The sequence below is a fragment of the Janthinobacterium sp. FW305-128 genome (assembly GCF_020858135.1).
Lineage (GTDB): Bacteria > Pseudomonadota > Gammaproteobacteria > Burkholderiales > Burkholderiaceae_D > Janthinobacterium.
In genome coordinates this window covers 106,594-127,470 of record NZ_JACYMK010000013.1, presented here as the reverse complement: position 1 = coordinate 127,470, position 20,877 = coordinate 106,594, and the positions used below count along the sequence as shown (strand labels likewise).

Genomic DNA, 20,877 nt, shown 5'->3' with positions numbered 1-20,877 from the left:
CCGGAAAGATTCCCATGACCTCCAACTCCTCTCCTTCGTATCTGCAGCGCAGCCTGGCCGACCTGAAAAACTATGCGGGCCTGATCGGCGCTTTGCTGGCCATGTGCGTGCTGTTCTCGTTTGCCAGCGAAAACTTTTTTACTTTGGCCACCTTGAGTACCCTGTCGAACAACATCCCGACCCTCGTCGTGATGGCCGTCGGCATGACGTTCGTGCTGATCATCGGCGGCATCGATTTGTCTGTCGGTTCCGTGATGGCGCTGGCCGCTTCCGTGCTGTCCTTGGCCGTCGTGCACTGGGGCTGGCCCGTGTGGAGCGCGGCCCTGCTGGGCATGTTCGTCGCCGCCCTGTGCGGCGCGACGACGGGCCTCATTTCCGTCGGCTGGCGCATCCCCTCGTTCATCGTGTCCTTGGGCGTGCTGGAAATGGCGCGCGGCATGGCCTATCAGGTGACCAATTCGCGCACGGAATACATCGGCAGCGCCGTGGACGGCATCAGCTCGCCGATTGCGTTTGGCCTGTCGCCCGCCTTCATCGCCTCGATCGCCATCGTCGTCATCGGCCACCTGGTGCTCACGCGCACGGTGCTGGGACGCCACTGGATCGGCATCGGCACGAATGAAGAAGCCGTGCGTTTGTCCGGCATCAACACAAAACCGTCGAAAGTGCTGGTCTTTGCCTTGATGGGCTTTCTTGCCGGCGTGGGCGCGCTGTTCCAGGTGTCGCGCCTGGAAGCGGCCGACCCGAACGGCGGCGTGGGCATGGAATTGCAGGTGATCGCCGCCGTCGTGATCGGCGGCACGAGCCTGATGGGCGGACGCGGTTCCGTCATCAGCACGTTTATCGGCGTATTGATCATTTCCGTGCTGGAAGCGGGCCTGGCGCAGGTGGGCGTGTCGGAACCCGTGAAACGCATCGTCACGGGCCTGGTGATCGTCGCCGCCGTGGTGCTCGACACTTACCGCCGTCGCGGCGAGCGTTCATAATACTGGCCCATGGCAACCATCAAGCAAGTGGCGCAGGCGGCGGGGGTATCGTTTACCACCGTCTCGCACGTCCTCAACAATACCCGCCCCGTCAGCGACGAGGCGCGCCGCGCCGTGCTGGCGGCGGCGGAGGCACTGCATTACGTGCCCAGCGCGCTGGCGCGCTCCTTGCGCAGCCGTAGCACGGGCACCATCGGCCTGATCATTCCGAACAATACGAACCCGTATTTCTCGGAAGTGGCGCGCGGCATCGAGGACAGCTGCTATGCGGCCGGCTACAGCGTCATCTTGTGCAATTCCGATGACGACCCCGCCAAGCAGCGCGACTACCTGAACGTGCTGCTGACCAAGCGCTGCGACGGCCTGATTTTGTCCGCGCTGGCCGACAGCGATGGCGAATTGCTGCGCAAGATGAAAGTGCCGGCCGTGCTGCTCGACCGCGCGCCCAGCGACCTGGCCATCGATGCCGTGGCCGTCGACAACCGCGCCGGCGGAGCCCTGGCCGCGCGCCATCTGCTGGGACTGGGACGCCGGCGCCTCGCCTGCATCGCCGGTCCCCGCGAAGTGAGCATTTCCAATGAGCGCATCGATGGCGCGCGCAGCGCCATGGCGGACGCGGGCGTGGTCCTGGCCGACGCCCTGTGCCGCCACAGCGATTTCACGAGCGCGGGCGGCTATGCGGCCGCGCTGGACTTGCTGGCGCTGCCGCCAGGCCAGCGCCCCGACGCCCTGTTCTGCTGCAATGACTTGATGGCCTTTGGCGCCCTGCGCGCCGCCGCCGAGCGGGGCATTGCCGTGCCGGCGGAACTGGCCGTCGTCGGCTTCGACGATATCGACCTGGCCAGCTTCGTGCATCCGGCCTTGAGCAGCGTGGCGCAAAATACGCGCGAGCTGGGCCACATCACGGCCGCCTGTCTGCTGGCGCGCATCGCCGACCCCGCCTTGCCGCGCCAGCAGCGCAGCATCGCCCCCGAGCTGCACGTGCGCGGCTCCAGCGTGGCCGCCACGCTACCTTCTTCCGCACCTACTTCTTCACCTGCAACTGAACTGATGGGAATGACATCATGATCGTGGTTATCGGCAGCATCAATATGGACCTGGTCTTGCGCGTGCCGCGCATGCCCCTCCCCGGCGAAACCCTGACGGGCGGCGCGTTTAGAACTATTCCTGGCGGCAAGGGCGCCAACCAGGCCGTGGCCTGCGCGCGCCTGAGCGGCAAGGTGGCGGGCGCCCAGCAAGTGGCCATGGTCGGCTGCGTGGGCGACGACGCGTTTGGCGCGACCTTGCGCGCGGCCCTCGTGGGCGACGGCATCATCGACAGCCATATCACGACCTTGCCGGGCGTCGCGTCCGGCATCGCCTCGATCCTCGTCGACGACAACGGCCAGAACAGCATCGTGATCGCCGGCGGCGCCAACGATCTGCTCAGCCCCGCGCATATCGACGCGGCCAAAGAGCTGATCGAGCAGGCCGACATCGTCGTGCTGCAGCTGGAAACGCCGATGGCCACCGTTGTGCACGCCATTAAACTGGCCCGCTCGCTGGGCAAGACCGTGGTGCTGAACCCGGCCCCGGCGGCCAGCCTGCCGCAAGGCGTGCTGGAACTGGTCGACTACCTGATTCCGAATGAAATCGAAGCGGCCATGCTGGCCGGCGTCAGCCCGGAAGGCGCGGATGCCAAGGCGCTGGCGGCCGCGCTGCAAAAGCTGGGCAGCGACAACGTCATCATCACCTTGGGTTCCAAGGGCGTGCACGCGGCCCTGTATGGCGGCGATTTCACCTTTCCGGCCGAAGCGGTGCAAGCGGTCGACACGACGGCCGCCGGCGACACCTTCATTGGCGGTTTTGTGGCGGGCCTGGCGTCCGGCATGGACGAGGCGGAAGCGATTAGCCAAGGCCAGCGCGCTGCCGCCTGGAGCGTCACCAAGCCCGGCGCGCAAACCTCGATCCCCCACTTGCACGAGCTGTTCTAACGACACCAGGCCCATGAAAAAATCACCGTTGCTCAATATTGCGCTGTCGCAACTGATCGCGTCGCTCGGTCATGGCGATATGCTCGTCATCGGCGACGCGGGCTTGCCGTCGCAGCCGGGCGTGCCCCTGATTGACCTGGCCCTGACGCGCGGCATTCCCGGCTTCATCGATACCGTCAACACGGTATTGACTGAAATGCAGGTGGAATACCATTTGCTCGCCAGCGAACTGCCGCAGCATAATCCGGCCATGGCGGCGCAAGTGGCGGCCTTGGCCTTGCCCGATGCGCGCCAGGTGACGCACGAGGAGTTCAAGCAATTGAGCAAGGGCGCGCGCGCCATCGTGCGCACGGGCGAGTGCAGTCCGTATGCCAACATCATTTTGGTCGCCGGCGTCGTGTTCTAGCGCAAACAAACGCGCAATTGTTTGCCAAAAACATCAACGCTATTGTTCTCAATGAAATAATTATCCAATGGCAAAAGGGGCGGCTACAATAGCCTTACCCCTGCCAGCTCGGCAGCTTCCTGTGGTGTTCCGCCATGCCGATGAAAGCCCTCGATGCTTTCCGCTTTGTCTTGCTGCTCGCCGGCAGGCTGGCGCGCGGCTGGCGCGGCCTTTTCTTCCTGCTGCTGTGCCTGGCCACACAAGCCCGGGCGCTGGAGCCCGTCTCCCTGCAGCTCAATTTCACGCACCAGTTCCAGTTCGCCGGCTATTACGCGGCCATCGAGCAGGGCTATTACCGCGAGGCGGGCCTCGACGTGACGCTGCTCGAAGGCAGCGGCGCGCCGCGCGCCGAGGCGGCCGTGCTGGCGGGCCAGGCCGAATATGGCGTGGGCAACAGCACCTTGTTGCTCAGCCGCCTGGCTGGTAAACCCGTGGTGGTGCTGGCCGTCGTGTTCCAGCATTCGCCCAGCGTGCTGCTGATGCGCCAGCAAGGCGGCGCGCCTGACGTGCGCAAGCTGGCGGGGGCGCCCGTGATGATAGGCGCACCCGCCGACGTGGCGTCCGCATCCGATGAAGTGTCGCTGTTCCTGCAGAAAATGGGCGTCGCGCCGCAGCAGATGCGCCACTTGCCGCCCAGCTACCGGGTCGAGGATTTGATCGAGGGCAAAGTCGATGCGATTGCCGCGTATTCCACCAACGAACCGGACTATCTGGACCGGGCGGGATTTCCCTATTACCAGTTTACGCCGCGCACGGCCGGCATCGATTTCTACGGCGACAACTTGTTTACCAGCGAGCGCGAACTGCGCCGCCATCCCGAGCGCGTAAAAGCGTTCCGCGCGGCCAGTTTGCGCGGCTGGCAATACGCGATGGCGCACCGCGAGGAAATGGCGCAATTGATCCATCTCAAATACAGCCAGCGCCACGACCACGCGCACCTGCTGTACGAGGCGCAGCAGATGGATTTACTGCTGCAGCCTACGCTGGTGGAGCCGGGCTACATGAATCCCCAGCGCTGGCAGCATATCGCCGATACGTATGCCGCCATGGGCGTGCTGCCGCGCAATGCCACGGAGAGCCGCGCCTACCAGGGTTTTTTGTATCGCCCCGTGCCAGGCGCGGACCTGGGCTGGCTGTACCTGTCGCTGGGCGTGGCGGGCAGCCTGTTGGCCGTGTCGGCCGCCTTTCATTTCAGCAATCTGGCGCGTGAGCGCCGCCGCACCGAGGACACCATCCGGCAAGGGGAATTGCGCTTTCGCACCATGTTCGAGCAGGCGCCCATGGGCATCGCCCTGATCGATACCGTGAGCGGACAGTTTCTGGATATCAATCCGCGCTATCTGGCCATCGCCGGGCGCACGCTGGAGCACATGAAGCAGACGAGCTGGATGGAAATCAGCCATCCCGACGACGTGGCGGGCGAGCAGGCGCACGTGGCGCAGCTGCTGGCGCGGCGCATGCAGGGTTTTCGCCACGCCAAGCGCATCGTGCGTCCCGATGGCGGCGTGGTGTGGGTCGACGCCTCGGTGACGGCCATCGCCACGGCGCGCCATGGCGGCCCGCAGCACCTGTGCATGCTGGAAGACGTGACGGACAAGCGGCAAACGGAAGCGCTGATCTGGCAGCAAGCCAATTTCGATACCCTGACGCAATTGCCGAACCGCCGCATGTTCCACGAGCGCCTGCGCCTGGCGCTGGCCCAGGCCCGGCGCGACGCAAGCCGCGTGGCCATCCTGTTTATCGACCTCGACCATTTCAAGGAAGTCAACGACACCCTCGGCCACCACCAGGGCGATATCTTGCTGATCGAAGCGGCGCGGCGCATCCGCGTGGGCGTGCGCGAGACGGATACGGTGGCGCGCCTGGGCGGCGATGAATTCACGGTGATCCTGTCCGACCTCGAGGACCTGCAGCAAGTCGACCGTATCGCGCGGCAAATCCTCGACGGCTTGCTGGCACCATTCCTGCTGGGGCAAGAGCAGGCCTTCGTCTCGGCCTCGATCGGCATCACCCTGTATCCGGACGACGCGGGCACGATCGAGGACTTGCTCAAGCATGCGGACCAGGCCATGTATGTCTCGAAAGGCGCGGGGCGCAACCGCTACAGTTATTTCACGCCGGCCATGCAGGTGGCGGCCGTCAACCGCATGCGCATGGGGGCGGACTTGCGCACGGCCCTGCGCGAACAGCAGATGCAGCTGTATTACCAGCCCATCGTCGAGCTGCATAGCGGCAAACTTGCCAAAGTGGAAGCCTTGCTGCGCTGGCAGCATCCGCAGCGGAGCATCGTGTGCCCGCCCGATTTCCTGGCGCTGGCCGAGAGCAGCGGCCTGATCGTGGAGATCGGCGACTGGGTGCTGCGCACGGCGGCCGCGCAGCTGCGGCGCTGGCGTGCCCAGGGCCAGGCCATCGGCTTGCCGGGGCTGCAGCTGTGCCTGAACCAGTCGTCGCTGGAATTGCAGCGCGAAGTCGAGGCGCCCGGCACCTGGCTGCGCCAGCTGCTGGCGCTCGATGTGCCGCCTTCGGCCATCGTGCTCGACATGCGCGAAGATGTACTTTTACCTAGCGGCAATAGCATGGCGCCACGCCTGCAGCACTTGCGCGAGGCGGGCTTGCAGATCGCCCTCGACGACTTCGGCAGCGGCCATGCCTCGCTGACGCAATTGCAGCAGTGCGGCATCGATTACCTGAAGCTCGACGGCGTGCTGGTGCGCAAGCTGGCCTTGGGTGCCAGCGAACTGGTGCTGTGCGAAGCCATCGTCACCATGGCCCACAAGCTGGGTTTGCAAGTCATCGCCGAAGGGGTGGAGACCGAAGAGCAGCGCGCGCGGCTGCTGGAGATCGGCTGCGATTTTGCGCAAGGCGAGCTGTTTGCGCCGCCGCTGGCCATCGACGCGTTCGACGCGCTGCTGCACGCCCGGCGGCCCTTGCACCCTTGAAACAGGCGCGCCGCGCTACCAGATGTTACGCAAGCCTGCGGGACGGGGCTCCCGGCCTGAACGGGCTTATACTCGACGGGCTGGCGCCTGCGCCCGGCATTGCTGTCACGGGTCCTGGACCTGGTGCGCAGGCAAACCTTCTTCCATTCACTCAACTCGAGGTGACCTCATGGGCATTTTCAGCAATATCTATAACAAAATCTTCCACCATTCATCCGACGCTGCCCCGGCAGCCACGCCAGCCGCCGCTACCGAAGCGCCAGCGGCAGCCGCACCGGCGGCAGCGCCTGCACCGGCCGCCGCCGTGCCGGTCGTCGACGTGGAAGTGGTGCTGGTCGACCTGGCCAGCAAGAACGCGGAAAAACTCAATTGGCGCACGTCCATCGTCGACCTGATGAAACTGCTTCAACTCGACAGCAGCCTGGCCGCGCGCAAGGAACTGGCGCAAGAGCTGCACTTCACGGGCGACACCAACGATTCGGCCAGCATGAATATCTGGCTGCACCGCCAGGTGATGATCAAGCTGGCGGAAAACGGCGGCAAGGTACCGGAAGAGTTAAAGAACTAGGAATGAAACACCTGGCGGCGGCAGGGGTATCCACTGTCACCGCTATCCAATCCTGTGGGAACTGCCTATCATGGAGTTCCCATGGCGTCATGATAGCTAAAACCAATTGAAACTATTGTGACAATCAATTTTGAATATTGGTTAAAACCCCTTACACTAGAGTCTTACTGATTCACCACACGAGAGGAAATGACATGTCGCTGATCAATACCCAAGTTAAACCATTCAAGGCAACCGCATACCACAATGGCAAATTCGTCGACCTGACGGAAGCGTCGCTGAAAGGCAAGTGGTCGGTATTCGTCTTCTACCCAGCCGACTTCACCTTCGTTTGCCCAACCGAACTGGAAGATCTGGCCGATCACCACGCCGAGTTCCAGAAGCTGGGCGTCGATGTCTACGGCATCTCGACCGATACCCACTTCGCGCACAAAGCCTGGCACGACACTTCGGACGCCATCAAGAAAGTGCAATACGCACTGATCGGCGACCCGACCGGCGCCCTGTCGCGCAACTTCGAAGTCATGATCGAAGAAGAAGGCCTGGCACTGCGCGGCACCTTCGTCATCAATCCGGACGGCTTCATCAAAGTGCTGGAAGTGCATGACAACGGCATCGGCCGTGACGCATCGGAACTGTTGCGCAAAGTCAAAGCCGCCCAGTACGTGGCGAACCACCCAGGCGAAGTGTGCCCGGCAAAATGGACGGAAGGCGCCGCAACGCTGACCCCATCGCTGGACCTGGTCGGCAAGATCTAAGTCTCGATGCACGACGTAGCAAACAAGTAGTTACCGCGATGCCGGACCGGGCGTCCGGCCCGGCATTCGCCTAAATATTTGTAAAGGAAGAAAAAATCATGTTAGATGCAACCCTCAAAACCCAACTGAAATCCTACCTGGAAAAAGTGGTGTATCCGCTTGAGCTGGTCGCTTCTCTCGATGACAGCGCAAAAGCCCGCGAGATGAAGGAATTGCTCCAGGAAATAGTCCTGTTGAGCGACAAGATCACGCTGGTCGAGCGCCTTGACGCTGGCGTACGGACCCCGTCGTTCAGCATCAACCGTACCGGCTCCGACATCGGCGTGCGTTTCGCCGGTGTGCCGCTGGGCCACGAATTTACCTCGCTGGTGCTGGCGCTGCTGCAAGTGGGCGGCCACACCATCAAGTTCGACGACGCCGTGATCGAGCAGATCCGCAACCTCGACGGCGATTACGAGTTTGAAACGTTTATTTCGCTCTCCTGCCATAACTGCCCGGAAGTGGTGCAGGCCTTGAATGCCATGGCCGTGATCAACCCGCGCATCAAGGTCACCACCATCGATGGCGGCGTGTTCCCGCAAGAAGTGGAAGAACGCCAGATCATGGCCGTGCCGATGATGTTCCTCAATGGCCAGCATTTCGGCCAGGGACGCACGAATGTCGAGGAAATCCTTGCCAAGCTCGACACCAACGCCGGCGCCCGCCAGGCGGCAGCGTTGAGCAAGAAAGACGTGTTTGACGTGCTGATCGTCGGCGGCGGCCCCGCCGGCGCGGCAGCGGCGATCTACGCTGCCCGCAAGGGCATCAACACGGGCGTGCTGGCCGAGCGTTTCGGCGGTCAGGTGCTCGATACCCTGGCGATCGAAAACTTTATTTCCGTCAAGGAAACCGATGGTCCGAAGTTCGCCGTGGCGCTGGAACAGCACGTCAAGGAATACGACGTCGACATCATGAACACGCAGCGCGCCGCGAAATTGACTCCAGGCAAGCTGATCGAGATTGAAACGGCGAATGGCGCCGTGCTGAAAGCCAAGACCGTCATCCTGGCCACCGGTGCCCGCTGGCGCGAAATCAACGTGCCGGGCGAGAAGGAATACCGCAACCACGGTGTCGCCTACTGCCCGCACTGCGATGGTCCCTTGTTCAAGGGCAAGCGCGTGGCCGTGATCGGCGGCGGCAACTCGGGCGTGGAAGCGGCGATCGACCTGGCCGGCCTCGTGAAACACGTGACCCTGATCGAGTTCGGCGCGGAACTGCGCGCCGATGCGGTGCTCCAGCGCAAGCTGCACAGCCTGCCCAATGTGACCGTGATTACGTCGGCGCAGACCACCGAGATTCACGGCGACGGCAAGATCGTCAATGGCCTCAGCTACACGGACCGCATCAGCGGCGCGTCGAAGAAGGTCGAGCTGGAAGGCGTGTTCGTGCAAATCGGCCTGGTGCCGAACACGGAGTGGCTCAAGGGCACGGTCGCCTTGTCGCGCCACGGCGAAATCGAAGTGGACGCCCGCGGCCAGACCTCGATCCCCGGCGTGTTTGCGGCCGGCGACGTCACCACGGTGCCGTACAAGCAGATCATCATCGCCACCGGCGAAGGCGCCAAGGCAGCTTTGTCCGCCTTTGACCACCTGATCCGCTCGGACGACGAGGAAGTGGTCGAAGAGTCCGCCGCGAAAGAAGCATTGACGGCGTAACTCGTCACGCTCAAAAGAAACCGGAACGGCCGCGAGGCCCTTCCGGTTTTTTTATGCGTAGAGGAAACTTAGCTGCCTGTGTACAGCGGGTTGGCGGCGACATACACCTGCACGCCATCGACGGCCATGTCCTTCGGCGCGATGTCGCTCAGGGCGAATGTCGTTTGATGGTTAAAAGTTTGCACGTGCCACGTAAAACGCTGGCCGGCGCGCGCGATGGTGACGGTTTCGCCGTGCGTGACGTTGATGTGGCGCGTGTCGGGCTGCAGTTCGATGCTGCGCTGGGCGGCGGCGTGGGGCGCGCTGCTGCCATAGTCGGCGGCCGTGCCCGTGGGGCCGGCGGCGAGGGCCGAAGTGGTGCAGGTGGTGATAGCGGCGCACAGGATGGCCAGGGCGCTGCGGTGGATGTTCAACATGATTTCTCCAAGAATAAGCCGGGCGCGGTGAATAACCGTGCCGTGTTGTTGTCGTGGCTGCACCGGGATCGCCGGTTTTTGCAACACGGCATCCTAAGCGGTTCTTGCCGATCTGAAAAGCTGTATTTCCTGTCTATATTTCCACCGTCGCCGCCAGCGGCACGTCCGGCGCCAGATGGCTGGTCAGCACGATGCACTGGCGCGCCAGGCGGGCTGGCTCGGCCAGTCGCTGGCGCAAGTACGCCATGGCGGCCGTGTCGAGGCCATTGAACGGCTCATCGATCAGCAGCAGGCGCACGGGCAAGGCCAGTGCCAGGGCCAGCTGCAGTTTTTTATGCTGGCCCAGGGACAGGGCGGTGATGCTTTGTTGTAAGGTCTGCAGCAGGGAAAATGCGCTCAGTTCGTCGTTCAGCAGGGCCTGGTCGCTGCCCGGGTACAGGGCCAGGTGCAGGTCGAGAAACTCGTGCACTTGCAGCCAGGGCAGGGCGGGCGCATCGCCGCCGCAATAGAAGGCCCGGGCGCGGTAGGCCAGCGGCATGAAGCCGCTGTCGATATTGTTCAGGCGGATGGCGCCGCGCGCGGGCAGCAGGGCGCCGCCCGCCAGCTTCAGCAAGGTCGTCTTGCCGGCGCCGTTCGCGCCGCGCAGCCAGGTGACGCCGGGGCCGAATTGCTGGCTGAACCCCTGGAACACGCTGTGCGTAGGGAAGTGAAAATCGAGGTGCTCGATATACAGCACGGGAGAAGGCAGGTTCAATTCCATAATTCGCTTCCGATGGCGCTCAAGGCAAGGATGGACAGGACGACGAGGGCGACCCTGCCGCGCGCCGTCAGGCGGGGCAGGCCCACGATGGCCAGCAGGGCGACGCTGGCGGTGAGGGCGTACACCCTGGTCACGCGCTGTTGCAAGGCGGCGGGATCGGTGGCGTACAGCAAGACGCCGGCGGACAGCAGCACGGCAAATGCTGGCAGCAGGCTGGCCGCGCAGGCCAGGCGCAGCAAGGGCGCGCTGGCCAGCGGCCAGGCGTTCAGCGCTGGGCGCAGCACGGCGATCTGCTCGCGCACGGCCTTGTCGCCCCGGTCCGTCACAATGACCAGGCTGGCGCTGGCCAGCAAACCGAGCAGCGGCGCGGGCAGCAGGGGCGCGCGCAGCAGCCAGGCCAGCATGCTGGCGCCCGCCGTGGCCAGCAAGACGCTTTGCTGCAGGCCGATCACATTCTCATTGCGCCAGAACGGCAGCCAGAACAGCTGGCGCCACAGGAACAGGGTAGGCCAGCGGGGCCGTTGCGGCACATAGGCCGTCATCGTGGGCGGGCGCGCCCTTTGTGCGGGGCGCGGCGCGCGCAGGCGTTGCGCCACGATGAGCGTCGTCAGCAGCCAGGCCAGCAGCCAGGCACCGACGGTGGCGGCAATGCCGGCCGCCGCAATGGGGCGCAGCCACGGCGGCGACTGCAGCAGCCAGATGCCGGCCGAGACGGCATACGCAAGGCCCAGCGGCAGCATCAGCAGGCCGGCGACGGCGATATCGGCTTGCCAGCGCAGGCGCGGCGGCAAGGGGAGCTGGCGCAGCCAGACGGCGGTACTTGCCGGCAGCAGCCGTTTGCGCAGCAGCCAGGCGGGCAGGCAAGTGAGGACCGTCTGCGTGACGATGATACTCAGTGCGGCGGGCCAGGGCTGGCTCGCGGCGAGAAAGCCGGGCAGGGCGATGACGCTGAGCAAGCCCAGCAGGACGGGACCGGCCAGGAAAAAGAAGATTTCCATGGAACTCGTCAGGCTGGCGGCAAATTGCAGCAAAGCATGATGGGCCAGGCGCAGCCGCAGGGCGATATAGGGAGGAGTACTACGGGGCAAGCGCATGCGGGCAGGGGCGAAGTCAGGGTAGCGCTGATTCTAACAGCCGGGGTCAGACCCCCGGACAAGTCAGCGTTGGGGTTGACGTTGGCGGTGTTGTGGATCTGACCCCAGAATGGGAAAAGCCCTTCGGTTCCAGGAACCAAAGGGCTTTTCTTTTATTGGCGGAGCGGACGGGACTCGAACCCGCGACCCCCGACGTGACAGGCCGGTATTCTAACCAACTGAACTACCACTCCAAGCTCGTATGATCTGTGTTGCTGATCCATGAAGCACTGGATAATTTTCTGTATTGGTGGTGGGTGCTGAGAGGCTCGAACTCCCGACCTACGCCTTGTAAGGGCGCCGCTCTACCAACTGAGCTAAGCACCCGCATACCCAGAAAACTATCCCGACGTTTGTCACCACGTCTGGAAGAGGCACTATTATAGGGGGCGCTTTCGTGCTTGTGCAACTATTCTTGAGGGGGAATGGCAGTTTTTTTGCTGAAAAGCGCAAAAATGTTCAGGGGAGCGGGTAATGACGTGTTTTTGGCTTCTGAAATGGGAAAAGCCCTTCGGTTCCAGGAACCAAAGGGCTTTTCTTTTATTGGCGGAGCGGACGGGACTCGAACCCGCGACCCCCGACGTGACAGGCCGGTATTCTAACCAACTGAACTACCACTCCAAGCTCGTATGATCTGTGTTGCTGATCCATGAAGCACTGGACAGTTTTCTGATTTGGTGGGTGCTGAGAGGCTCGAACTCCCGACCTACGCCTTGTAAGGGCGCCGCTCTACCAACTGAGCTAAGCACCCGTTGCTTGTCTCAGAAAACCATCCCGACGTTTGTCACCACGTCTGGAAGAGGCGCTATTATAGGATGGCTAAAATCCTTCTGCAAGCGCTTTTTTCACATTATTGCGTGATGTTCCACTGCGACAGCATCCACGCCATATTGAAGGCGTTTTCGGCGATGGCGTTGTAGCGGCCCGACGCGCCGCCGTGGCCGGCGCCCATATTCGTTTTCAGCAGCAGGGGATTGCCGTCCGTTTTATACGCGCGCAGCTTGGCCACGTATTTTGCCGGTTCCCAGTACATGACCTGGCTGTCGTTCAGGCCCGTCGTCACCAGCATGGCGGGATAATTCTTGCGCGCGATGTTGTCGTAGGGCGAGTAGCTGAGCATGTAGTCGTAGGCCGCCTTCTGGTTCGGGTCGCCCCATTCCAGGTATTCGCCCGTCGTCAGGGGCAGGCTGGCGTCCATCATGGTGTTCATCACGTCGACGAATGGTACGGCCGCGTGCACGGCGTGGAACAGCTCGGGACGCATGTTGACGACGGCGCCCATCAGCAAGCCGCCGGCGCTGCCGCCCTGGATGATCAGGCGGTTCGGACTGGTCCATTTTTCGCGCACCAGGTAGTCGGCGCTGTCAATGAAGTCATGGAAGGTGTTTTTCTTCTTCATCAGCATGCCGTCTTCATGCCACGCTTCGCCCATGTCGGTGCCGCCGCGGATATGCGCCTGCGCATAGATGACACCGCGTTCCAGCAGGCTGATGCGGCTGATGGAAAAAGTGGCTTCCGTCGAGATGCCATACGAGCCATACGAGTACAGCAGCAGCTGCGCGGAACCGTCGAGCTTGACGCCCTTCTTGTAGACGACCCACAGCGGCACTTGCACGCCATCGCGCGCTGTCACCCACAGACGCTGCGTGGTGTAGCGGCTGCCGTCAAAGCCGCCGACGATTTCCTGCTGCTTCAGCACCGTGCGCTGTCCATCCTTCATGCCGACATCGATGATGGTGGGCGGCGTGACGGGCGACTGGTACGACATGCGAAATTGTGTGGCGGAAAACTCCGGCGTGCCGGCCGCCGTGGCCAGGTAGACGGGGTCGTCGAACTGCACGGTTTTCCAGTTCTTTTGCGCAAAATCAAGGATGCGCGCGCGGTTCAGGGCGCGCGCCTTTTCCATCACCACCAGATAGCCCTGGAAGACGTCGATGGACTGGATCACGGCATCCTTGTTGTGCGGCACGACGGGTTTCCAGTGTTTCGGCTGCGGGGTGCTCAATGGCGCGCTGACGACGCGGAAATTCTTCGCATCCTTGTTGGTCAGGATGTACAGCTGGCCGTCGCGGTGTTCGACGACGTAGCGGTGGCCTTTTTCGCGTTTCAGTACGCTCTGGAAACTGCCTTGCGGCTTGTTCGTTGGCAACAGCAGCACTTCGCTCGTATCCGTGCTGCGCGCCGTGAGCACAAAGTAGCGCTGGTCGCGCGTGCGGCTCACGCCGATGGCGAATTGCTCTACCGGCTCTTGATAGACCTGCTGCGGCATGCCGCCCAAGGCCAGGCGGAACAAGCGGTCAGCGCGCTTGGTGGTGGCGTCTTCCTGCGTGAGCATCAGGGTGGCGTTGTCGGCCGCCCAGGCCAGGGATGTGACGCGCGGCATGCTGTCGCCCAGCAACTTGCCTGTCTTCAAATCCTTGACATGCAGCGCGTACTGGCGGAAACCCGTCGTGTCGGTGGTGTAGGCCAGCAATTGTTCGTTCGGGCTGATGGCAAACGCGCGCACGGCAAAAAATTTGTGGCCTTCGGCCAGTTGATTCTGATCCAGCAAGATTTCTTCAAGCGCCTGCGCATCGTAGGCGCCGCTGGTGCCGACGGGGCGGCGGCAGTGAATCGGATACTGCTTGCCCGCTTCCGTGCGCGTGTAATAGTAGAAATTGCCCTGGCGCGCAGGCACGGACAGGTCCACTTCCTGCATGCGTCCCTTGATTTCCGCAGTCAGCTTGTCGGCCAGCGGCTGGATCGGGGCCGTGACGGCCGCCGTATAGGCGTTTTCCGCATTCAGGTAGTCGATCACGGCAGGATCGGTCTTCTTTTGCAGCCAGCGGTAGTCGTCCGTAACCACGGTGCCGTGGCGCGTTTCCTGCCAGGCCGTCTTGGCGGCGACCGGCGCGGTGGCGGCGGCATCGGCGGCCAGCGCGGATGCCGCCAGCGTGGACAGCAGGATGGATGAGCAGACGGCCAGGCGGCGCAAAGCTTGATGTGCTGTAGACAAGGCAACTCCTTTTATAGTCGTGTCAGGATTGTAATCTTGCTATTGAGAAAAGCAACTGCGGAGCGCGTGCGTTTCAACTTGCATCCATGGGCATTTCCAGCGATACTGTATATAACTACAGTATTCCGCCGCGAGGTGTCCTTGACCACATCTGCCCCTACATTGCCTGAACCGCGCCGCTGGATAGCCCATCTGGACATGGATGCCTTTTTCGCCTCCGTGGAACTGTTGAAATATCCGGAATTGCGCGGCGAAGCCGTCGTCATCGGCGGCGGCCGGCTGCAGCAACCCCTGTTGCAGGAAGACGGCACGCGGCAATTCGCGCGCATGCGCGACTACGTGGGGCGCGGCGTCGTCACCACGTCGACCTATGCGGCGCGCAAGTTTGGCGTGTTTTCCGCCATGGGCATCATGAAGGCGGCGAAACTGGCGCCCGACAGCATCCTGCTGCCGGCCGATTTCGAGGCTTACCGCGAGTATTCGGCCCGCTTCAAGCAGGCCGTGGCCCAGCTGTGCCCCATCATCCAGAACGTGGGCATCGATGAAATCTATGTCGACCTGACCGAATACGGCGAGCAGGCGCCGGCCATGGCGGCGCGACTGAAGGCGGCCGTGTTCGAGGCGACGGGCCTGTCGTGCTCGATCGGCCTGGCGCCGAACAAATTGCTGGCAAAAATCTGTTCCGATCTGGAAAAGCCCGACGGGCTCACCATTTTGTCGCCCGAGGATGTGGAAACGCGGGTCTGGCCCTTGCCGGCGAAAAAGATCAATGGCATCGGCCCGAAAGCCACGGCCAAGCTGGAAGCGCTGGGCATTATCACCATCGGCGAGCTGGCGCGGGCCGACATGGCCATGCTGCGCACGCAGTTCGGCGACCTGTACACGGGCTGGCTGCGCCAGGCGGCGCTGGGCATCGACGAGCGGCCCGTGCAGACGAGCCGGGAAACCAAGTCCGTCAGCCGCGAAACGACGTTCGAGCGCGACTTGCAGGTGGTGCGCGACCGCGCCACGCTGTCGGAAAAGCTGGAAAGCCTGTGCACGCGCGTGGCGGGCGACCTCGACAAGCAGTCGCTGGCGGGGCGCACGGTGGGCATCAAGCTGCGCTTCGAGGATTTCAGCACGGTCACGCGCGACATCACCCTGCCCAGTGCCACGGCGGACGCCGCCGCCATCCTGCGCGCCAGCCGCGACTGCTTGCGGCGCGTGCCATTTGACAAGAAAATCCGCCTGCTGGGCGTGCGCATCTCGACCTTGTCCGATCCGGCCGTCATGACGCGGCAGGCGCCAGCCCAGGCGGAGCTGTTTCCCGCCCTGTAGCGGCATTCCCCATGCATCAACAACACCGCGCCAGTCCGCGCTTTTGACGGCATTCCCGTGTCGAAAGTGTAGAATGGCGTTCCCCTGGCACTACTGAAACAAACGGAAGACAAAAACTATGTGGTTCAAGAATCTTCAGATTTACCGCCTGCCCGCACCGTGGGCTTACACGCCAGAACAACTGGAAGAGGCTTTGTCCTCGAACAAATTTACGCCGGCGACCAGCATGGATCTGATGCGCCAGGGCTGGGATACGCCACGCCCGAACGGCGGCCTGGTCCACGTGGTCAACAAGCAAATGCTGATCTTGCTGGGCACGGAAAAGAAACTGCTGCCGGCCACCGTCATCAACCAGGTGGCCAAGGCCCGCGCCGCCGAGATGGAAGAAGCGCAAGGCTTTGCGCCTGGTAAAAAGGCCATGAAGGAATTGAAGGAACGCGTGGCCGACGAGCTGCTGCCGCGCGCGTTCAGCATCCGCAGCAACGTCTGGACGTGGATCGACCCCGTCAATGGCTGGCTGGTGGTCGATGCCGCCAGCCCGGCGAAGGCCGATGAAGTCATCAAGCTGCTGCTGAAAGCCGTCGACAAACTGCCGCTGGAAAGCCTGCGTGTGCAGCGCTCGCCCGTGGCGGTGATGACGGAGTGGCTGCAGGCGGACGACGCGCCGGCCGGCTTCACGGTCGACATGGATACGGAATTGCGCGCCACGGGCGAGAGCAAGGCCACCGTGCGCTACGTGCGCCACACCCTGGAAGCGGACGATGTGCGCCGCCACATCGCGGCCGGCAAGCAGTGCACGCGCCTGGCCATGACGTGGAACGACAAGATCTCGTTCGTGCTGACGGAGTCCTTGGCCATCAAGAGCGTCAAGCCGCTCGACGTGATCAAGGAAACGGAATCGAGCACGAAGAACGACGAAGAGCGTTTCGACGGCGACGTGATGCTGATGACGGGCGAGCTCTCCAAGCTGATGGCCGACGTGGTCGAAGCATTGGGCGGTGAAGCAACTGCATAAAAGCAGTTGTGCAGGTACGGAAAAGGAGCTGAGGCTCCTTTTTTTTCGCCTGTGCAATTTGCGGGCGCATAAAAAAAGCGCCTTGCACGGTGAAGTGCAAGGCGCTTTCGGACAAGCTAATTCAACACGTCAAATTAGAACTTGTAGTTGCCGGTGACGTAGAACGAACGCATCATCGGATCGGCGTAGCGTGGGTCGAAACCGATCTGGTGGCCCGACGAAGCGCGCAGCGACAGCGGCGGTGCACGGTCGAACAGGTTTTTGATGCCTGCGCGGATCGTGGTTTGCTTGTCAAAGGCGAAACGTGCTTGCCAGTCGAACGTCGTGTACGACGGTACTTGCAGGCGGAAGTTTTTCTCTTCTTTTTGGGTCGCCAGGTTGTACACGGTAGCGGGAGCATCGGTGTAGCCGTTACGGTAGTTGACCGTGACCGTGTTGCTCAGGCGGCCCGTGTCCAGGGTCGTCGTCAGCTTCATCAGGTTGCGGAACGTGACTTCGTTGGTGTCGCCGAAGAAGTTCATGTTGCTGGTGAACACATTGTCGCTACCGGCTTTGGTGTAGTTGGCGTGCAACATGTGCGTACCGCTCAATTGGGCGGTCAGCTTGCCGAAAGAAAACTTGTGGTTGGCCGACAGATCCCAGTCGATACCACGGTATTCCTTCTTGCCGATGTTGACCGACAGTTTCTTGAACGCGTAGTAAGCGATGCCGGTCGATGGTTCGATGTATTCACCGAAGCTCGATGCATACTTGACCGGATCGGCAAATGCTTGCTCTTCGGATACTTCCGACACGGCATTGCGCAATTTCACATCCCACAGGTCGGCGCCGAACGAGAATGCCGAGCTAGGCTCGACACGGAAGCCCAGGGTGAACTGCTTCGATTTTTCCGATTGCAGATCCGGGTTGCCTTGCGATACCGCGTTGTATTGCGTTGCTTCCGCGCGGCACAGTGCGTTACCTGGGTATGGGCAGTCAAATTTCTTGGCGGTAAAGCCGGCGTTGACCAGTGGTTGAGCGATGTCCAGCATGCTTGGCGCCTTGAAGCCCGTGCCGTAGGAACCGCGGATCAGCACGGTCTGTACCGGCTGCCAGCGTGCCGATACCTTGTAGGTATTGGCGCTGTCTTTTTTGCCGACAGTTTTGTTGTTCAGCTTGTCATCGATCGCCTTGACAGCATCGTAACGGCCGCCGACGGTCATTTCGAACGACTTGGTCAGCGGTGCCAGCAACTCGACGAAGGCGCCGTAGGTGTCGCGGCTCATGTCGTAGGCTGGCTTGGTGTTGAAGCTGTAGATGTCGTCGCCGGTGGCGCCTGGCGATTGCTCATACGTATAGGTGCGGTAGTCGCCACCGATACCCAGGCTGGCCTTGCCGCCTGGCAGGCTGAACAATTCACGCGAGCCGTGCGTGTCGATGCCGCGCATGGTGGTCGATGCGGTGCGCACGGAGCCGACGAATTGCGCGCCAGCGACCTGTGCTTGCACGGATGGCTTTTGTGTCGCAGCAAAAGGATTGAAGTCCGGATTGGCCAGGATATTCTTGAATTCCTGGCTCTTCTGGTAACCGCCCGTGTAGCGCTCGTCGATCGAGTTTTGCGACCAGGTCAGGCCGCTTTCGAAGTTCCACGCGCCCAGTTCGCCTTCCACACCGACGACCATGTGTTTGGTTTCGGTGATGGTGTTGCTGGCACGCAAGCCGAAGTCGGTGCTGCGGTAGTTGGCCGTCACGGATTTGACGTCGGCACGTTGCGCTGGCGTCAGGTAGGGCGACACATAGGTGTTGTACAGCGCGCTGTCCTTGGCGATTGCGATCGGGATCGGATTGGCGGCGATACGCGCCGTCAGGTCGTAGCGCGAGTAGGCCAGTTCGGCGAATGCATTCAGGTTGTCGTTCAGCTTGTACGTCGCTTTGGAGAACAGGCTGTCGCGTTTCGATTGCGGCACGATTTCCACGGTGGAACCCGTGTCGAAGCCGCAAGCGCGTGCATTGGCGGTGGTGACGTCGAAACCTTCAGGGCAATTTTTGCCGCCATTCTGAGCCAGGTAAGGCGAAAACGCGGTCGATGGCGCACCGCTCTTGTAGGCAACCGTGGCGCCTGCTGGCGAAGCCGATGTGCTGGTGCGGTCCCAGATGTAGTTATTGCCGTTGCGGCTGAATGGCACATACGAGGTAGCGGCGAACGTGCGGTCAGTGGCGCGCAGTTTCGATTGCTCGTCATGGCGGTACGACAACAGCACGTTGAAACGGTCTTCGTCCAGGTCGCCGAAACCGTAGGTGACGCTGGTGTTCCAGGCGTTGCCGCCCTTGTCTTCCGGACCGCCGTAGGTGGCTTCCAGGGTGGCGCCTTGCTGGTTTTTCTTCAGGATGAAGTTCAGTACGCCGGCGATGGCGTCCGAGCCGTACAGTGCCGAAGCGCCGTCGGTCAGGATTTCGACGCGTTCAACGGCGCTCATCGGAATGGCGTTCAGGTTGACCGTGGTGCCGGAACCTTGTGGCGCGATGCGGCGGCCGTTCAACAGCACCAGGGTGTAGGTTTCGCCGATACCGTGCAGCGAAGCACTGGTATTGCCGCCCGAGTCGGAACCGGCGGCGACGGCGCCGATGGTGAAGCCTTGCATCGCTGGCAAGGCCTGGATCAGGTCGGCAACCGAAGTGGCGCCCGATTTGGCGATCGCTTCTTGCGACAGGCGCTGTACAGGCAAGGCGCCTTCGACAGCGATACGCTTGATGCTCGAACCGGTAATTTCAACTTTTTGAATTGCTTCGTCCGCCATGGATTGGCCGGAGAACAAAACGCTGCCTGCCAGGACGGTCAGGGCCAGGCGTACGCTGCGTACGCCAATCTTTTCTTTAAATGCCATTGTAACAATTACTCCGTAGTAGTTTTAATAACGACAAGCAGTACACGAGCACCGTTCTGGTCATCGGGTAGATGCCCAGCGGTGCTCGTGTACGGTAGGCGGAACCACGTCGGTGGGAGGTGGAAGACTACTTAGCGCAATATTGTTATAAATGCACTTTTGACTTGTCGAGGCAAACATTATGTCGTCTCAGCAAGAAAAAATGCACCTCAACCGTGTCGGATTTGGCAATAAATTCGAGATACTGAAGAATATTTGATTTAAATGTTAAATATAGATTTTATATTTATAAATATCTGCGTTTTTAAAAATGATCAATGGCGTTTTTTTGCAACATAAAATTATTGTATTGGCAATTCGATGTTTTACCAGCAATAATTAGATGAAAAATGTTGTATTGCAGAATTTATGCAAAGCAAAAAAATGTAAAAAAGCCCGCTGAAAGCGGGCGGGTCGAATTGTGACAGAGTGTCGGTCAGGCCGTTTGCTGGTCTGCTTGTTGCACCCTGTCCTGTGCCATCGCTTACAAGGGCTGAAACACCCCGGCGGCGCGGTTCTTTTGCACATTGTCCCATGCAAATATCTGGCCATTCATGGCCACGTAGACGCCGGCTGGCAAGGTTTGCGCCACGCCGCAGGCAAAGCCCAGGTTGAACAGGGCATCGGAGTTGTCGATTTCGTAGGGAATCATGGCGCCCGTCAAAATGACCGTTTGCTGCAGGTTCGCCGCGCCCAGCACTTGCGCCGTTTCGCGCATGGTGTCGGTGCCGTGGATGATGACGATGGCTTTTTCCTGTGCCGCGCGGCACGAGGCGAGCACGCGCTGGCGGTCCGCATCCTGCATGTCGAGCGAGTCCAGCAGTGGCAATTGCTCCAGCGCCACGGGCGCCGTCATGCGCGCGCGGGCAATCGCTGCCGGCAAATGACTGTCGGAAAAGCCCAGGGTACCGTTCAATTCGTTGTAGTGCTTGTCGAAAGTGCCGCCGGTGGCGAGTATGCGCAATGTCATGATGT

16 protein-coding genes and 4 tRNA genes are annotated in these 20,877 nt (G+C 61.8%); 10 read left to right on the top strand and 10 right to left on the bottom strand.

The window, feature by feature from the left end; translation table 11 throughout:
- The first annotated feature begins 14 nt into the window (after window positions 1-14).
- From IGS60_RS24555 to ahpF, 8 genes are all read left to right on the top strand, one after another.
- On the top strand, window positions 15-986 hold the full coding sequence (locus tag IGS60_RS24555; RefSeq protein ID WP_070312235.1) for an ABC transporter permease: 972 nt from the start codon (window positions 15-17) through the stop codon (window positions 984-986).
- 9 nt (window positions 987-995) lie between these two features.
- Window positions 996-2,054 carry a LacI family DNA-binding transcriptional regulator gene (locus IGS60_RS24550; RefSeq protein ID WP_230506468.1) on the top strand — a complete coding sequence of 353 codons (1,059 nt, stop codon included), beginning with the start codon at window positions 996-998 and terminating at the stop codon, window positions 2,052-2,054.
- Complete coding sequence (gene rbsK / locus IGS60_RS24545) at window positions 2,051-2,959, top strand: ribokinase (protein WP_230506467.1); 909 nt, start codon at window positions 2,051-2,053, stop codon at window positions 2,957-2,959. The genes IGS60_RS24550 and rbsK overlap by 4 nt, the downstream gene beginning before the upstream one ends.
- Before the next feature lie 13 nt (window positions 2,960-2,972).
- Entirely contained in the window at window positions 2,973-3,365 is a 393-nt protein-coding gene (rbsD, locus tag IGS60_RS24540) for a D-ribose pyranase (RefSeq protein ID WP_230506466.1), read from the top strand.
- A gap of 134 nt (window positions 3,366-3,499) precedes the next feature.
- Window positions 3,500-6,343: an EAL domain-containing protein gene (locus tag IGS60_RS24535; protein ID WP_230506465.1), complete on the top strand. Its 2,844-nt coding sequence runs from the start codon at window positions 3,500-3,502 to the stop codon at window positions 6,341-6,343.
- A 169-nt stretch (window positions 6,344-6,512) separates the two neighbouring features.
- Window positions 6,513-6,911, top strand: coding sequence for a DUF3597 domain-containing protein (locus IGS60_RS24530; RefSeq protein WP_070219448.1), 399 nt, complete (start codon window positions 6,513-6,515; stop codon window positions 6,909-6,911).
- A 194-nt stretch (window positions 6,912-7,105) separates the two neighbouring features.
- Window positions 7,106-7,669 carry an alkyl hydroperoxide reductase subunit C gene (ahpC, locus tag IGS60_RS24525; RefSeq protein WP_070219447.1) on the top strand — a complete coding sequence of 188 codons (564 nt, stop codon included), beginning with the start codon at window positions 7,106-7,108 and terminating at the stop codon, window positions 7,667-7,669.
- Window positions 7,670-7,767: 98 nt separating this feature from the next.
- Complete coding sequence (ahpF, locus tag IGS60_RS24520) at window positions 7,768-9,363, top strand: alkyl hydroperoxide reductase subunit F (protein WP_230506464.1); 1,596 nt, start codon at window positions 7,768-7,770, stop codon at window positions 9,361-9,363.
- A gap of 68 nt (window positions 9,364-9,431) precedes the next feature.
- On the opposite strand, the gene IGS60_RS24515 is transcribed toward ahpF, so the two are convergent.
- From IGS60_RS24515 to IGS60_RS24480, 8 genes are all read right to left on the bottom strand, one after another.
- The gene (locus IGS60_RS24515; RefSeq protein ID WP_230506463.1) at window positions 9,432-9,779 is read right to left on the bottom strand and encodes a CzcE family metal-binding protein; all 348 of its coding nucleotides are present in this window, start codon (window positions 9,777-9,779) and stop codon (window positions 9,432-9,434) included.
- Between the two features lie 133 nt (window positions 9,780-9,912).
- On the bottom strand, window positions 9,913-10,539 hold the full coding sequence (locus IGS60_RS24510; RefSeq protein ID WP_230506462.1) for an ATP-binding cassette domain-containing protein: 627 nt from the start codon (window positions 10,537-10,539) through the stop codon (window positions 9,913-9,915).
- Window positions 10,530-11,627 carry a hypothetical protein gene (locus IGS60_RS24505; protein ID WP_230506461.1) on the bottom strand — a complete coding sequence of 366 codons (1,098 nt, stop codon included), beginning with the start codon at window positions 11,625-11,627 and terminating at the stop codon, window positions 10,530-10,532. The genes IGS60_RS24510 and IGS60_RS24505 overlap by 10 nt, the downstream gene beginning before the upstream one ends.
- 162 nt (window positions 11,628-11,789) lie before the next feature.
- Window positions 11,790-11,866, bottom strand: a tRNA-Asp gene (locus tag IGS60_RS24500).
- A gap of 57 nt (window positions 11,867-11,923) precedes the next feature.
- Window positions 11,924-11,999: transfer RNA gene (locus IGS60_RS24495), tRNA-Val, on the bottom strand.
- A gap of 217 nt (window positions 12,000-12,216) precedes the next feature.
- Window positions 12,217-12,293, bottom strand: a tRNA-Asp gene (locus IGS60_RS24490).
- A gap of 54 nt (window positions 12,294-12,347) precedes the next feature.
- Window positions 12,348-12,423 (bottom strand) — tRNA-Val (locus IGS60_RS24485).
- A gap of 99 nt (window positions 12,424-12,522) precedes the next feature.
- Window positions 12,523-14,667 (bottom strand): S9 family peptidase, encoded by a 2,145-nt coding sequence (locus IGS60_RS24480; protein ID WP_230506460.1) that lies wholly within the window; start codon window positions 14,665-14,667, stop codon window positions 12,523-12,525.
- A 141-nt stretch (window positions 14,668-14,808) separates the two neighbouring features.
- On the opposite strand from IGS60_RS24480, the gene dinB reads away from it, so the two are divergent.
- Complete coding sequence (dinB, locus tag IGS60_RS24475) at window positions 14,809-15,984, top strand: DNA polymerase IV (RefSeq protein WP_268994190.1); 1,176 nt, start codon at window positions 14,809-14,811, stop codon at window positions 15,982-15,984.
- A 118-nt stretch (window positions 15,985-16,102) separates the two neighbouring features.
- Complete coding sequence (locus IGS60_RS24470) at window positions 16,103-16,999, top strand: recombination-associated protein RdgC (protein ID WP_034754435.1); 897 nt, start codon at window positions 16,103-16,105, stop codon at window positions 16,997-16,999.
- A gap of 134 nt (window positions 17,000-17,133) precedes the next feature.
- Here the strand turns inward: IGS60_RS24470 and IGS60_RS24465 are convergent, their stop codons facing one another.
- Together IGS60_RS24465 and IGS60_RS24460 are read right to left on the bottom strand one after the other, a co-directional pair.
- Window positions 17,134-19,863: a TonB-dependent receptor gene (locus IGS60_RS24465; protein ID WP_230506459.1), complete on the bottom strand. Its 2,730-nt coding sequence runs from the start codon at window positions 19,861-19,863 to the stop codon at window positions 17,134-17,136.
- A 523-nt stretch (window positions 19,864-20,386) separates the two neighbouring features.
- Window positions 20,387-20,872: an asparaginase domain-containing protein gene (locus IGS60_RS24460; protein WP_034781194.1), complete on the bottom strand. Its 486-nt coding sequence runs from the start codon at window positions 20,870-20,872 to the stop codon at window positions 20,387-20,389.
- Window positions 20,873-20,877: the final 5 nt, after the last annotated feature.

What these genes read in the sequence shown, in the direction of transcription:
- IGS60_RS24535 (WP_230506465.1), top strand. Translation starts at nt 3,500, where the DNA reads ATGCCGATGAAAGCCCTCGATGCTTTCCGCTTTGTCTTGCTGCTCGCC.
- IGS60_RS24465 (WP_230506459.1), bottom strand. Translation starts at nt 19,863, where the DNA reads ATGGCATTTAAAGAAAAGATTGGCGTACGCAGCGTACGCCTGGCCCTG.
- IGS60_RS24470 (WP_034754435.1), top strand. Translation starts at nt 16,103, where the DNA reads ATGTGGTTCAAGAATCTTCAGATTTACCGCCTGCCCGCACCGTGGGCT.
- ahpC (WP_070219447.1), top strand. Translation starts at nt 7,106, where the DNA reads ATGTCGCTGATCAATACCCAAGTTAAACCATTCAAGGCAACCGCATAC.
- rbsD (WP_230506466.1), top strand. Translation starts at nt 2,973, where the DNA reads ATGAAAAAATCACCGTTGCTCAATATTGCGCTGTCGCAACTGATCGCG.
- IGS60_RS24460 (WP_034781194.1), bottom strand. Translation starts at nt 20,872, where the DNA reads ATGACATTGCGCATACTCGCCACCGGCGGCACTTTCGACAAGCACTAC.
- ahpF (WP_230506464.1), top strand. Translation starts at nt 7,768, where the DNA reads ATGTTAGATGCAACCCTCAAAACCCAACTGAAATCCTACCTGGAAAAA.
- IGS60_RS24550 (WP_230506468.1), top strand. Translation starts at nt 996, where the DNA reads ATGGCAACCATCAAGCAAGTGGCGCAGGCGGCGGGGGTATCGTTTACC.
- rbsK (WP_230506467.1), top strand. Translation starts at nt 2,051, where the DNA reads ATGATCGTGGTTATCGGCAGCATCAATATGGACCTGGTCTTGCGCGTG.
- IGS60_RS24510 (WP_230506462.1), bottom strand. Translation starts at nt 10,539, where the DNA reads ATGGAATTGAACCTGCCTTCTCCCGTGCTGTATATCGAGCACCTCGAT.
- IGS60_RS24515 (WP_230506463.1), bottom strand. Translation starts at nt 9,779, where the DNA reads ATGTTGAACATCCACCGCAGCGCCCTGGCCATCCTGTGCGCCGCTATC.
- IGS60_RS24555 (WP_070312235.1), top strand. Translation starts at nt 15, where the DNA reads ATGACCTCCAACTCCTCTCCTTCGTATCTGCAGCGCAGCCTGGCCGAC.
- IGS60_RS24530 (WP_070219448.1), top strand. Translation starts at nt 6,513, where the DNA reads ATGGGCATTTTCAGCAATATCTATAACAAAATCTTCCACCATTCATCC.